The 13,958-nt window shown below is 44.2% G+C and carries 15 protein-coding genes; 10 read left to right on the forward strand and 5 right to left on the reverse strand.

Going from position 1 to position 13,958, the window contains the following annotated elements:
• The 8 genes from MY523_RS12955 to tnpC all read left to right on the forward strand — a co-directional run bounded on the left by MY523_RS12955 (position 1) and on the right by tnpC (position 7,535).
• Positions 1–1,248 (forward strand): ABC transporter permease, encoded by a 1,248-nt coding sequence (locus MY523_RS12955; protein WP_250655115.1) that lies wholly within the window; start codon positions 1–3, stop codon positions 1,246–1,248.
• Between the two features lie 9 nt (positions 1,249–1,257).
• Positions 1,258–1,968 carry an ABC transporter ATP-binding protein gene (locus MY523_RS12960; RefSeq protein ID WP_250655116.1) on the forward strand — a complete coding sequence of 237 codons (711 nt, stop codon included), beginning with the start codon at positions 1,258–1,260 and terminating at the stop codon, positions 1,966–1,968.
• Between the two features lie 11 nt (positions 1,969–1,979).
• The gene (locus MY523_RS12965) at positions 1,980–3,245 is read left to right on the forward strand and encodes a hypothetical protein (RefSeq protein ID WP_250655117.1); all 1,266 of its coding nucleotides are present in this window, start codon (positions 1,980–1,982) and stop codon (positions 3,243–3,245) included.
• A 176-nt stretch (positions 3,246–3,421) separates the two neighbouring features.
• Positions 3,422–4,063 carry a hypothetical protein gene (locus tag MY523_RS12970; RefSeq protein WP_250655118.1) on the forward strand — a complete coding sequence of 214 codons (642 nt, stop codon included), beginning with the start codon at positions 3,422–3,424 and terminating at the stop codon, positions 4,061–4,063.
• A gap of 734 nt (positions 4,064–4,797) precedes the next feature.
• Positions 4,798–5,064 (forward strand): hypothetical protein, encoded by a 267-nt coding sequence (locus MY523_RS12975; RefSeq protein ID WP_250655119.1) that lies wholly within the window; start codon positions 4,798–4,800, stop codon positions 5,062–5,064.
• 201 nt (positions 5,065–5,265) lie between these two features.
• The gene (tnpA, locus tag MY523_RS12980; protein ID WP_250655120.1) at positions 5,266–5,580 is read left to right on the forward strand and encodes an IS66 family insertion sequence element accessory protein TnpA; all 315 of its coding nucleotides are present in this window, start codon (positions 5,266–5,268) and stop codon (positions 5,578–5,580) included.
• Positions 5,577–5,936 carry an IS66 family insertion sequence element accessory protein TnpB gene (tnpB, locus tag MY523_RS12985; RefSeq protein WP_250655121.1) on the forward strand — a complete coding sequence of 120 codons (360 nt, stop codon included), beginning with the start codon at positions 5,577–5,579 and terminating at the stop codon, positions 5,934–5,936. The genes tnpA and tnpB overlap by 4 nt, the downstream gene beginning before the upstream one ends.
• A gap of 24 nt (positions 5,937–5,960) precedes the next feature.
• Positions 5,961–7,535 carry an IS66 family transposase gene (gene tnpC / locus MY523_RS12990; protein WP_250655122.1) on the forward strand — a complete coding sequence of 525 codons (1,575 nt, stop codon included), beginning with the start codon at positions 5,961–5,963 and terminating at the stop codon, positions 7,533–7,535.
• Positions 7,536–7,575: 40 nt separating this feature from the next.
• Here the strand turns inward: tnpC and MY523_RS12995 are convergent, their stop codons facing one another.
• The 5 genes from MY523_RS12995 to MY523_RS13015 all read right to left on the reverse strand — a co-directional run bounded on the left by MY523_RS12995 (position 7,576) and on the right by MY523_RS13015 (position 11,790).
• The gene (locus tag MY523_RS12995; protein ID WP_250655123.1) at positions 7,576–8,136 is read right to left on the reverse strand and encodes an acyl-CoA thioesterase; all 561 of its coding nucleotides are present in this window, start codon (positions 8,134–8,136) and stop codon (positions 7,576–7,578) included.
• Between the two features lie 233 nt (positions 8,137–8,369).
• Positions 8,370–9,326, reverse strand: coding sequence for an abortive infection family protein (locus tag MY523_RS13000; RefSeq protein ID WP_250655124.1), 957 nt, complete (start codon positions 9,324–9,326; stop codon positions 8,370–8,372).
• Between the two features lie 717 nt (positions 9,327–10,043).
• Positions 10,044–10,268 carry a BrnA antitoxin family protein gene (locus tag MY523_RS13005; protein ID WP_250655125.1) on the reverse strand — a complete coding sequence of 75 codons (225 nt, stop codon included), beginning with the start codon at positions 10,266–10,268 and terminating at the stop codon, positions 10,044–10,046.
• 1 nt (position 10,269) lies between these two features.
• Positions 10,270–10,554, reverse strand: a complete 285-nt coding sequence (locus MY523_RS13010) for a BrnT family toxin (RefSeq protein WP_250655126.1) — start codon at positions 10,552–10,554, stop codon at positions 10,270–10,272.
• Between the two features lie 354 nt (positions 10,555–10,908).
• Positions 10,909–11,790 carry a glutathione S-transferase C-terminal domain-containing protein gene (locus MY523_RS13015; RefSeq protein WP_250655127.1) on the reverse strand — a complete coding sequence of 294 codons (882 nt, stop codon included), beginning with the start codon at positions 11,788–11,790 and terminating at the stop codon, positions 10,909–10,911.
• Positions 11,791–11,990: 200 nt separating this feature from the next.
• Here MY523_RS13015 and MY523_RS13020 point away from each other — a divergent pair, with 200 nt between their 5' ends.
• Together MY523_RS13020 and MY523_RS13025 are read left to right on the forward strand one after the other, a co-directional pair.
• Positions 11,991–12,881, forward strand: coding sequence for a LysR family transcriptional regulator (locus MY523_RS13020; RefSeq protein ID WP_250655128.1), 891 nt, complete (start codon positions 11,991–11,993; stop codon positions 12,879–12,881).
• Positions 12,882–13,152: 271 nt separating this feature from the next.
• Positions 13,153–13,950 carry a hypothetical protein gene (locus tag MY523_RS13025; RefSeq protein WP_250655129.1) on the forward strand — a complete coding sequence of 266 codons (798 nt, stop codon included), beginning with the start codon at positions 13,153–13,155 and terminating at the stop codon, positions 13,948–13,950.
• Positions 13,951–13,958 lie beyond the last annotated feature (8 nt).

The following is a 13,958-nucleotide window of genomic DNA, read 5'->3' on the forward strand; positions in this document are numbered from 1 at the left end:
ATGAACTTGGTTGCCCGCTTAGCCAAACGAAATATATTTAGAAACACTCGCCGTACCCTACTGACCGTGCTCCTTATTGCCTGCGGGTTGGCTGCACTGTTATTTACTGATGCCTTTATCAGGGGGATGGCCGCATCAATGATTAAAATCAGTACTGAGACATTTTTGGGCGATGCGCAAATCCACCAACGCGAGTTCCGCGAAGCCAATGATATCGATGTCTATATTCAGAATATCCCCTCCCTTTATCTGCAGCTGGACAATATGCCTCCCATCAAGGCCTACGCCCCTCGTACCATAACAGGCGGCATGATTTCATCATCTGAAAACGTTTCAGCAGCGGTTATTTACGGCATTGATGCAGCAAAAGAAGCTCAGGTCAGCAAACTCAAACAGGCAATAATCAAGGGTCAGTACCTAAGCGGCACCAGCGATGACCACAAAAACAGTAGTACCAGTCACGAAATATTAATTGGCGACGATCTAGCAGACCTGTTGGAAGTCGATCTTGGTGACCGAATCGTCGTGACGCTTTCGCAAGCCCATGGCGGTGAGCTATCTCAGGAGCTATTCAGATTATCCGGCATATTCCACTTCAATGACCGCCATATGGACAAGGGCATGGCGTTTATAAATCTGGCGCAGGGGCAGTCAATGTTAGCGATTAACGGCATTCATGAAGTAGCGATTCGCCTACAGGATGTGTCACTGGCCGATGATGAAAGCCTGGCACTATGGGAGACTCTTAATAACAAAGACTTAGAAACGCTCAGTTGGCGGGAGCTAGTGCCTCAGTTGAGCAGCATGTTAGACATGAGCAGCTACAGTACACTCATTGTGTCTATCATCATGTTCATCCTGGTTGCCCTCGGGCTGATCAACTCAATGTTTATGTCTATTTACGAGCGCCATAACGAGTTCGGCATCTTATTAGCGATAGGCACCCGACCACAACAGCTTTTCTGGCAGATACTATTGGAAGGCCTGCTGATCGGCTTACTCAGCCTGATAGTCGGTTTGATTTCAGGGGCATTACTAAGCTACTGGAAATCGGTCAGCGGCATCGACTATTCAGGAACCGAAATGTCAGGCATATCGCTGAATGAGCCCATCTACCTCATCATCAATTATCTGGCATTTGCTAAAATTTCACTGTCTATTTTGGCCATCACTGTATTGTCATGTATTTACCCGGCACTCCACGCGGCGCGGTTACAACCATCATTTGCTATGCGAAAAGCACTTTAAGGAACCTAAATGAGCGCTTCTGCTACCAACACTCAAACGGTTATTGAAACCAGAAATTTGTGTCGCCACTTTGGAAAAGGTGAAACACTGGTCAAAGCGCTCGACGACGTAAACATAACCATTGAACCCGGCGAATTCACGGCGATAATAGGCCCATCCGGCTCTGGAAAATCCACTCTCCTGCAGTTGATTGGGGGGCTGGATAAACCCTCTTCCGGTGAAGTGATCCTTGACAATAAAGATATTAGCCACATGTCGGGCACTGAGTTATCCGACTTCAGACGAGACCATATCGGCTTTATTTTTCAGGCCTACAACCTCATCCCGGTGTTGTCTGCGGAAGAAAATATTGAATATATTATGCTCCTTCAAGGATTACCCGCCGCAACGCGTAAACGTCGCGTCAGCGCCATATTAAAAGCCGTCGGCCTGGAAGGAAAAGGCAATCGCAGGCCTGCACAGCTCTCGGGAGGTCAACAGCAACGCGTCGCAGTTGCCCGGGCAATGGTCTCCCAACCCAGCCTTATTCTGGCAGACGAACCTACCGCTAATCTTGACTCTCATACCGGCGCTTCGCTTCTGGATATGATGAAAACGCTGAATGAAACAGAGAAGATGACGTTTCTGTTCTCTACTCACGACCCCAAAATAATGGAGCGAGCCCGCCGTATTATCAGACTTGAAGATGGTTGTATTGTTGATGATGAACGACGCGATTAATGGCGGTGAAGATGAGCTTACAACACGCATCTCATTTATCAGACCACAGACAACACAAAGGCCTGGCACTTGCGGCAATCTTCTTATTGGTGAATTCAACTGCACTCAATGCCACCGATTTTTTCTACAGCGGATATCTGAAATCCTACGCGTTATGGCAAGATACCATAGACATAGAACAGGCACCCAGCAACCTAAGCAGTCAATTCCAGTCACAAAATGCGATGCGATTGATGGGCAGTGCGTACACAGAAACCAGTGGCAATGTAGAAGTACACTATGAACTACAACCCGTCTATTACTCTGAACCTCAGATAACGAACTCCAGTGGCATCAGCTCCACGTTATCTCTGGGCTCAAACCGGTATCGATATAAAGATCTAGATGTAAAACTTAAAGACGACAGTGACTATATTATCGTCTGGCAAAACCTAGATAGGTTTAACTACCAATACGGTAATGAATATGGCGATACAACCATTGGGCGTCAGGTCATTTCGTTCGGCTCTGCCCGCTTTATCAACCCGACGGATATATTTATCCCGTTCACTATTTCAACACTTAACCAGGAGTACCGTGTCGGTATCGATGCCATTCGTTATCAAGCAGACTTGGGGGATTTTGCCTTGCTAGACACCGGCCTGATCATTGGGGAGAATGCGGAAAGTGAAAATAGCGCGCTATTCTTACGTGGAAAGAATTCAGTCGAGGGTAACGACATCGAAGGCATGTTTATTAAGCTCGACAATGCCTGGCTGATTGGCGGAGGGGTAGAACGCGCACTGGGTGACTATGGCTTTTGGTTTGAAACGGCCTATATGCATCTGGGTAACAACTCAGCGGATAGCTATTGGCGATCATCAATCGGTACAGACTATGCGGTTGATGATAATGTCATCGTCATGCTTGAGTACCACTACAACGGTGCCGGCAGCAATGACCCGTCCAATTACGTTGAATTGCTCTCAGCAGAGCCTTATCAAAAAGCAGGTATATTCCTTCTCGGCCAGCACTATCTGATACCTGCTATTTCATGGATCGCCACACCACTCGTGTCTGTTAACGCCAACGGCTTTTTCAACTTAAGTGATCAATCCGTTTTTATTAACCTGAGCAGCGAAGTGAGCTGGAGCGACAATCTATACTCTGACTTCGGCACATATATTAGCTATGGGGACAATCTGGAATACGATGCATTAACCCAACGCCCCCAATTTGGCTCTGAGTTTGGGGCCTACCCACTTAGCCTCTATGCCAGCCTTCGGTATTATTTTTGAGGGCCTACGGTAAACACTAAACCATGTCGCGTAACATAACCGGAACAGAGTTGCCTTTCTAAAACCTCCGACCAAAATAAAAACCCATAACTCGTTGATAATACAAGCTATTAGTACTATGGCGTGCAACTTGCTCAGTTCTAGTACTACTTATATTTAGACTAAACAGTGACCTCATGTCTATGCAAATAAACAACCCAACCCTACTTACGCCCACGACAAATAACGACAGCACTAAAGTTCAATCCACCGCTAATGTTGAGAATAAGGGCTCAACGGATGAAAAGGCGGCAAATAAAGAGAGCGATATAAAGCTTTCAAGCCGAGCTCATAAGATTCAGATGCTTAACGAAGAGTTTTTCCCAGGCGGCCCGGCAAGTGTGGCGATAACACCAGGCTTTATCCAACGCCTTCATGAGTATGGTTTTATCTCTGACACAGAGTTAGAAAAGTTAGATGTCGCAAAGTCAGAAGAGCAGAAACCTTCCGGCACGTTAGGCGAACTATCGAAAAAAATTGACAGCCTGAGTGATCGTTTAACAAGCGAATCCCCCGATGACAGTCTGATAGGTATCCTGACCCGAGCAGACGCAATCATTAATAACCTGGATGGTTCAAAACCGTCGCCTTTAACAGGCGACATAAAAACGGTGAGTGCTGAATTGAATGCCTATATGGGGAGTAGCGATGCAGACAAGTTAGCAGACGCAGAGAAAAAAATGATGGATGAGTTAAGCCTGACACTAAAAATCGCAGACAAGCTAAACCCGAATAATGCATCCTCTCAAAAGCTAAACAGCTACTTGTCGTTTATGTAGTTTTATCTTTCATCACCAGAGGAAGCTAATTTCCTCTGGTGTTTATTCGTTTGTCGTTATCACTTAAAACACTGCGACTATGGCTCGGACGGATGCTCATTCCACGTTACTGCCATAATTGCAATCTTTAGCAAGCCCCCATCCTATAGAACATCATTTATTCCAATAAACTACTTCTCAAGTAAGCACTCTCCCGCTACGAGCTTAATATTACTCATCTGCTTATTAACGTTCATTTTATCGGGCGCGGGGCACCCTCATACTTCTTTGTAGCCACACATTTCCAAGGTCTTTGTAGGTGCCCCGCGCCCGATTCTATCTTCCGCGACAATCTTCGCGCCGATAAACAAGACACCCATATTAACAGTTGTTGATTTTTATAGCTTGAGTGTCTGTTAGTGGTTCTTTGTTTTAGTCTAACCGTTTATTAAAACGATTCCGTATTTCACGGTATTAGGCGGAACCAGAAAAGTTTTACCTCGCCTAACAGCTGTTCATTTTTAGTTGTTTAATACGCAACATTTTTCGCAGAGTCAATGCGACATAAAATAACTAAAAACCAATCACTATAATTTTAAACGCTTAACTATCAACACGTTAAAACGAATTAACTGTTCATTTGAAACGGTTGGCACGCCCTCTGCAATACCTTAAGTACGAACCAACAAAGTAATACAAAAGGTTCTACTACTTAAACTCAAAACACTTAAAAGCACGACTCAGAGGATACGACTATGACAACGTTAGCCCTTAACACTTCGAATATCACAAACCTGAACATTGCAGACCTTGCCACGAGCAACGAATTAGACAGCAAAGCCCTTAAAGCTATCGCAGGGGGTTATAGCTACTGGACAGGCTGGTCAACCCAGTACAAATTCCGCGGCACCACCTTTTTAGGGTATGTATACAAAAACGGTAAGCTTCGCTCCAAGATTCGTAAGCACCACAGCCGCAAGTGGAGCAAGACTAACTACTTCTCTACTGACCATATTGTATAAGTTAAGGGTTATTCTTCATCAAACAACAAAGGCGTGACTATTGAGTCGCGCCTTTTTGTTGCCAAGCCAATATCACTGCCTAACTTATACCAATACTTCTTAATTTTTGTGCAGAATGATGCGTAAGCGATCAATAAACCCCATCTAACATCAGCTCAGATGTTCAATTACGCTCAAACCTCACCAATGATGGGGTAAACCATGAGCAAACCAGCATTAACAGAGAAACAAACTTACTGGCTCAATCACATCCAACAATGTGAGCAGCAGAAACTAACAGCTCCGGTCTACTGTGATCAACATGACTTAAAAGTATCACAGTTTCATAGCTATAAACACGAGCTTCGACGCAAGGGCGTTATTCGAACAGAGCCGTCATCAGCTGCTTTTGCAAAAGCCACCGTCACGCTTCCGCAAAAGTCTGTCCCTCGCAAGCAACCACCCCCCGTTTTTTCTTGCTCTGTTGTCTGGGGCAAGTTCAGATTACAAATGACGATGGGTAGCCCGCTGTTATGATGAGACCTGATAACTCGTCGGTTACCGTCTATCTGCATAGAGAGCCAGTGGACTTCCGTAAATCAATCAATGGGTTGGCAGTTTTGGTGGAGGCTGAGATGAACCTGAACCCATTCGAGGAAGCCCTATTTGTGTTCTGCAATCGTCAGCGAGATAAAATTAAGATACTGTACTGGGAGCGTAATGGATTCTGTCTCTGGTACAAGCGCTTGGATAAAGAGCGATTTAAGTGGCCTAAAAAACTGGGGGAAGATGTTATTAACCTGACAGGCCAGGAGCTAAATTGGCTGCTGGACGGCTTTGATCTTTGGAACAATAGACCTCACCAAACCCTGAATTATCAGTCGGTTATCTAAGCGATTTTGGGTATAATACCAGGCATGAAAATCACCCCGGACAACCTACCTGACGACGTTGAAAGCCTTAAGGCTTTAGTACAAGAGCAACAAGTGCTGTTGGATAAAAAGCAGGCTCGTGTGGAGCATCTAGAGGAGCAGTGGCGTCTGTTCCTACATCGTAAATTTGCCTCGCAAAGCGAGAAAGCGCCGGGTCAGGGTGAACTCTTTGATGAGGCTGAAGCAGCCGCAGAAGATCCTATTATTGAACTCGATGCGGAAGCTACCCCAAGTTCTGAAACTAAAACTAAAGCCAAGACTCGTGGCCGTAAACCATTACCGTCTGAACTGCCTCGCGTTAAAGTAATCTATGATCTTCCTGAATCTGAGCTTCAATGTCCTTGTGGCTGTCAACTCACGGAAATGGGTGAAGAAACATCGGAACAGCTTGATATCATTCCTGCCAAAATCCGCGTACTGCAGCATATTCAGAAAAAGTATGCCTGCAAGGCCTGCGAGGGGAATATCAAAATAGCCACCAAGCCAGCTCAACCAATCCCAAAGAGCAACGCCAGTGCGGGATTGTTGGCTCATGTTGCGGTCTCAAAGTATCAGGATGCGTTACCGCTTTACAGACAAGAAGGCATGTTCAATCGTGTAGGCATTCACCTTCCTCGGCAGACACTAGCGAACTGGATGACCCGTGTCAGTGAGTTACTGCAACCACTGATCAATCTAATGCGTGACCGATTGCTTGAGAGCCCCGTCATTCATTGCGATGAAACGGTGGTTAAGGTTCTTAAAGAACCGGACAAACCTGCCAGTAGTCAATCCTATATGTGGGTCCAGGTTGCGGGGCCACCACAACAACGTATTGTCCTGTTTGATTATGATCAGAGTCGTTCCGGTCAGGTACCTCTGCGCCTGTTGTCCGGCTATCAAGGCTACCTGCATACCGATGGTTATGAGGGCTATAATGCCGTCGCGTCACAACCAGGTATTACCCAGCTCTGCTGTATGGCGCATGCTAGGCGCAAGTTTATGGAAGCAAAAAAAGCGCAACCTAAAAATAAAGTCAAGACCAGAGGAAAAGCTGATGTTGCCATCGACATGATCGGTAAACTGTATGGACTTGAACGGGCTTATAAAAGTGCGAAACCGGAAACCCGCTATCAAATGCGACAGGAAAAAGCGAAACCGGTAATAGACAAGCTTCGAAAATGGTTAGACAAAACTGTCTCGACGGTGCCACCGACCACTTTACTGGGAAAGGCCCTGCATTATATGGATAAATACTGGTCGCGCTTGACCATATATTTAGACGATGGCCAACTACAGATCGATAACAATGTTGCGGAAAATGCTATTCGCCCGTTCGTAGTGGGGCGTAAAAACTGGTTGTTTAGTGATACCCCGAAAGGAGCCCATACCAGCGCCCGAATTTATAGTGTTATCGAAACAGCCAAAGCGAATGGACTGGAGCCTTATGCTTATCTCAAGCAGCTGTTTACCCAGTTACCGTTAGTCGCAAACGTCAATGACGTGGAGGCACTGCTGCCATGGAATCAGGACCTAACGACTTTGCTCATGAACGAAACGTTACCGCAAGGTGTGAATTAATTACCGCTTACAATGATGCAGACCTGAGATGAGAAAATAATCAGGAGTTTCGGTACTTTTGAAACTCGGCGTCAATTTCTTCTTCAGTCATCGTATCGTAGTTTCCAATCCATGTGTCATGAACCTCTTTGAGCCTTTTGTCGTGCTCTTTTCTAAGCTCTTTGCGTAGCTTTGCTGCTATATAACGACCCTTTTGGCGATCCCCTTGGAAATCTAACGGCGGTACTGTGCAGGGTTTTCCCGTCTCATCAACAGCGACCATCGTGAAATAGCAGCTATTTGTGTGTCTTTTCTCGTGTGTATGAATATCTTCCGCGACAACCTTCACGCCGACCTCCATAGACGTGTTGCCGACATAGTTAACCGAACTATAAAACGTCACGACCTCGCCTATTTTAATCGCCTGTTTAAAGACAACCTGATCGACTGACAGGGTGACTGCATATTTACCGCTGTAGCGTGCTGCACAGGTATAAGCCACTTGATCCAATAATTTTAAAAGGTTACCGCCGTGTACATTACCTGAGAAGTTAGCCATATCTGGCGTCATTAGCATGGTAAAAATGACGGGCTCGTTTGAACCAAATTGTGTATCGGCCATAGTTTCACTCTTGTTAAACTTCAAGGGGGGGGTTAAAAGGCCGATAGTTTAACTGAAGACTGCCGATAAACAAGACACCCATATTAACAGTTGTTCTTCTGAACCGACTACGTAGATGAAAAAATCGGCAGTGGTGAACCAAACGAAAAATAGGGAAAATTTAAATTTTCGAGTCCCTATCCTTGCGGGCCTTCAGGCATTTGTGCCCTTGACAAGCACCGGTCATATAGATGTTAAATATTTTTTGCACGCTCTACTTGTTCCAAGTAAGTTTCTAGCATAAACGTACCATACGTAACCATGCTGTTTACCAACATCCTTACATGCCTTGCCGACAAGGCGTACCTTTTTACCCCGTGACCATGAGCTGAACTATAGCCCGTTCTGAGCGCCCCGATACCAACTATTACATTGTGAATCCCTCCGAGCACCCTTTTAATTTCGGCGTTATCATAGTCTTCTGGAGACAGGTTAAGCACCTTAGAAGTAGTGCTCAGTAGATTAGAAATATTCTGCTTTTTTGGGATCTGCTCACCTTCTAGTTCAAGTATGCATTTGCAAATGCTTTCAAGTGTTGAGGAAGAACTTGCAATTGCCTGATCTGGGTCCGAATCAATAGATTTTATTGCTCTATCAAAATCAGAGATGACTGAATATAGATCATTGCCTTTGATCATTTCGATAAGTGTTTTAGAACATACAGTCCCTTGTTTATCGAGCTTTAGGTCGCAAATTATTTGCGATATAACATTCGAGTTAACCTGCTTCAGGAGGTCTTGAACATAGACTCTCTTACTCGGAACAATTGATACATCGTCAGTTTGAATTCCAAATGCAGACAAATAGGCATTTATCTCAGATGTGACCATCATATCTTGAAGGTGATAAGCTATATCATTTATTGCTGAAACTCTCTCGCTGGGGGTTAGGCTTGCTTTAAGCGAAGTACCTAGTTCGTACTCAAGTACGTTCACTAAGTAAGATGCCTGACCAGTTATATTATCTATGTTTTTTAAGGAAGCATCTATCTCAAAGCCAATCGAGTCAAGTCCGTCTTTACGAAGTAGAAACTTCAACCTCTCTAAGATTGAAGAAAATTGAGAGTCGATTAGATGCTGATATTTTGAATCTTCAAAATACCAATTGAGATCAATATCCAGATTTTTCAAATCTTTAAGAATCTTTTCCATAAGTCTGGCTCATACTCTCAAGCTCGTTGGCCATTTAACGTCCGGCTCAACGGTGGAGTATTTTGGCCCACCTTATTGCGGGTCTTTTGCAATAAAAGAGCAAAAATACGGAATCCGTTGCAGCTGCTGGTTAGAAGTCACTGTTATTTTTTGAGTTCGTGAAGGCAGTTCCAGCACTTATCTTTTGGCCAGTACCACTCATGTATAAACAAGCCTCTTATTATTTGTTTTTTGCCGCAATACTTACACTTAAGTGTTACTACATAGTATAAGAGGTAAATCATGTAAGCCATGAACAACCAGTAGTGCCAACCTGCATCGTCAAAAGCAGCTTCAATTGATGTTGACGGTACACTCAATAATTTATGAGTTGCACCAAGTATGACAAGTACTGCGATAAGAAATAATAACTTTTTCTTTTGATAACTCACTGTAATTCCTTGTGATGATGAAAACTTCTAACGAGCTTGTAGAAAAACCTGCCCGGCTTTCAATGAAGCGCGCGTACGTTAATTTAAAATGAAAAGTAGAGGTAAAACCTATCTACTTTTCACGTAACCGCGCCATTTTTTGTCTATTTTATGTTCAATATCACTTGAACAAAATCCAATTTAGTTATTCTACAGCCTCAACGCCCTGCTAAACGGCGGAGTACAAGTGGCGACTTTTTTGGAACAAAAAAGGTGCGACTTGTACGGAGTCCGTTTGAGCTGTTGGTTAAGGTCTTTTGTTCCAGGTTAAATTGAGAGTTCGATGTTGAGCAACACAATCTCTTAGATATAGATTGATAAGGCTCTGATATGGAACGCCATTTTCTTCTGACATATCTTTAAAATATGCCACGACATCTTCGCTTAACCTAATAGTCACAGGCTTTTTAAGCTTTGAAGCGTAAGGGTTTTTACGCGACTTCATTTTTGAAAGGTCGTATTCTGCTTTCATGTTAGCCACCTTCATAATATTTACGTTCTGATTTAGTAGCTTTCCTTGCGGATATTATTCGAATGGTTTCACCGTCTTCGCGTTCACAATGACAAACCAGAAGAACATTTGCCTCATTGCTTGTACCAAGCATTAAAAAGCGGTCTTCTTCAAGCTGTGAGCTTTCGTCATCGTAAAACTGGATGGCGTACTCATCAAAGAAAACAGATTTAGCTTCTTCGAAGTTTATGCCATGTTTTTTAATATTGAATTTAGCCTTGGCTTCATCCCATTCGAACTTAATCATATGTACATTGTATGTACATATGGCGAGATGTCAATTTTTAGTCTTAACAGTGTCTTATCCAGCTACTGTAATTTACCGTATTAGACAGCTGCTGTATTACATATTCAACTACTACCATAATTCGCACTAACTCAAAGAGGGTTTGTATAACCCAGGTTCTGCAACTCGGAGCAAATAAACCTTTATTAAACAGCAATATAGCCATATTTACTTAACGCCATATTAAGCGTTCTTTTTACCAACAATGAAGATGGCTACTACGACATTCTGTGGGATGAGCTGCGTAACACAGCTCTTCTTCGTGTAGCAGGATATGTTTAGCTTAACTAAACTGCCAAAACAGCGTATTACAAACTACCAGATAATTTCAGGCCCTGCTGGCACAATCCCCGTTGGGTTGATCTGTTTATGGGAGAAGTAATAGTGAAGTTTCATGTAGCCCAGATCGATTGTCTCCCTGATGCGAGGCAAGCGAACTAGCCTTAACATATACTCATACAAATGAACTAACGAACAAAGGGCTCTCTTGTTGGCCTTAAAATGAAGCGCATACACGGCTTCAAAACGCACCAATGTTGGTAATAAAAAGAGGTCGGATAGCGTGATTTCATCTCCGTGCAAATAAGATGATTGACCCAACCGGTCATTAAGCTGTTCTAATGCCGTAAACAGCTCATCGCTCGCGATATTGTACGCATCCTGTTCGGAAGCAAAACCAACATGATATACCTTTCGATTAACCTGCTGGTGCAGCCAATCATTTAGCGTTGATATTTCAGCGGCCAAATGCGCAGGTACTAGCTCAACCGGATTCTTTGCCAACGGTAGCCATTTTGTAGCAAGCGCCATTGCCATAAATGATGAGTCATCCCCTACAATAACGTTCTTATGTTTATCCCAGAGAACAGGCACGGTAACCCTTCCCGAGTAGTGCGGATTTGATTTTAGATATAGGTCTACCAAACCCTGAGTTCCGTTTACGGTATCAGGGTGTTCATCGTCAAATACCCAGCCATCTGAGCCGCGTTTTGAGGCAACAGTAGAAACTGAGACCGTATGCTCCAACCCTAAATAATTAATGACCAAATAGGGTCGATGGGCGAACGGGCAAGCCAGAGACATATACAAGTGATATCGACCCGCTTCAGGTGTGTTCGGAAATTCAAAGCGGTCTGGTTTCGATATCTGGTTTATATCACCGTCGGGATACCATATCCCATTGTCTAATATCGCCATACTATGCTCCCGCAAATACCTGCTAAATAGTTAAAGCATTGATCAAAGCACCCAAGCCGTTTTTCATGAACTCTCATACGGTCAGAAACCAAGCTGCTCCTGTTTGACTGAATAGCAATATAGCCACACCATCAAAGTGAATAAACATCATTCTGGTGATATGATAATTTACCAACAGTAAACACGTGGGCATTTCAAAAATGGACAAACTAAGGGCAATTACAGTATTTAGGCGCGTTATAGAGTTAGGGAGTTTTAAAGCAGCCGCCGAAGATTTAGATTTGTCCAAAGCGGCTATAAGCAAAAATATCAATGAACTGGAGGACTACCTTAAAAGCCCATTAATCAACCGCACAACCAGAAAAATGCACATTACGGAACATGGGCAGACCTACTACAACCACGTATGCGCTATTTTGGATGACTTATCACATGCGGACTTATCCATCATTGAGTCTTCTAATCACCTGAGGGGCACAATTAAGGTTAGCGTCCCGATGTCTGTCGGGCTGCTTGAGATAAACCCTGCTGTCTGCGCGTTTATGCGCCTTAATCCTGAAATATCTATCGAAGTGATCATGAGTGATCAATATGTAGATCTCGTTGAAAAAGGCATAGATATCGCCATTCGAGGAGGTGGAGAGCTAAAAAGCTCCAGCTTTAAGTCCCGCAAGCTACTGGAGTTAAATCGTATCCTTTGTGCTTCGCCTGAGTATATTGAGCGTGCCAAACCACTCACGGCCCCAAGCGATCTGATTTACCACAACTGCCTGACCTATACCTTGTCTTCATCTCCCCGGCACTGGGTGTTTCACAATAATGGTCAGACACATGCCGTTGACCTGCCGCCTGGCTCTTACGCCGTAAACAATGGCTTGGCGGTAAAGCAAGCGGCTCTCGCAGGGTTAGGAGTCATGCTTATGCCAGAACTGTTTATAGATAAGGAGCTAAAGTCGGGGCAGCTCACAAAACTATTACCCTGCTGGGAGGCCGATAAACACGCGCTTTATGCCATTTACCCCTATCACAAAGAACAGTCTCAGAAGGTACGCTCCTTTATCGATTTTTTGATTGATTATTTCAGAAAGTGATTGCTAGCAAGCACCAGATAAGCGACTTAATATTTACTATCACTTAGCCTGACTGCTGATAAAACCATCTCTCGTTACTGGACGAATTCCCCCCCCTTTGCACCGCAAACAGTTAACCTAAAGTAAAATCATCACAACAAAAACCCGGCTAAGTTTACCCATAGTAAATAGCTAATTCACTGAAATGCTGTTTTTCCACTATGTCGCCTGTCTTAGACTTGGCCTTGTAAGCAGTTGCACCACGTTGATTGCCAAATGAGGAGAACACGTTATGACTAAGTGGTTAAACTTGGCACTGTATGCAGTGCTATTAGCATTATCAGCAACACACAGCCATGCCAGCCCCGAAGAGGACGCGGGTAAGCTAACCCTTTCGTATAGCGACGGAAGGGCCGTAACAACAGGCGTCACCGAAGTGAATAAAGTACTACGTTCGGTAGGGGTTCGAGTCAGTACTGTACCACTGCCTGAAGTTGCCACACCGATACTTGAAGCGTCTAAAGTTAGGGCCATTACCCCCGATGAAAGCGCTCAACTCATCTCGATGTTTTCTTTACATCGAGGGCAGTTGCTAGAGCAAATAAGTCTGGCTGGTCGCAAACCTGAAGCTCACCGAGGCGGCTTTTTATCGACCTCTGAAGTAGGTGTAGCCCCCTACCCCAAGGTTTATGACATGCAGGCGATGACACCTGAAGTGAAAGCCTTTCTTCAAGACAAATTTGGCAAGTTACATGTCAATAGCGCCGATAATGGTGTAGGTATTGATGAAGTCATGACGATTGTTTCTGGTGGATCATGGACGTGGTTTTTCTTATTGGAGGATAACGTTATTGGTAAGTTAACGTTGGGGCACGTTGATGTTGGCGGCCAGGCTTGGCGTATAAGTTACCCGGGGTTAGTGCCACATGGAGGATATTTAGACGCCGATTATGGTTTAGTCGTCGCTTATGCCCACGGGCCTGAACACTTTGTGATGCGCTATGAAGAGCCCAGCGTTAATGGCGCTGAGCTTTTGGGAACAAACTCTTGGATAGATTTTACCGGTAAAACACCCAAACTACTGGATTAATTTATTCT

The organism is Alkalimarinus coralli (assembly GCF_023650515.1).
Lineage (GTDB): Bacteria > Pseudomonadota > Gammaproteobacteria > Pseudomonadales > Oleiphilaceae > Alkalimarinus > Alkalimarinus coralli.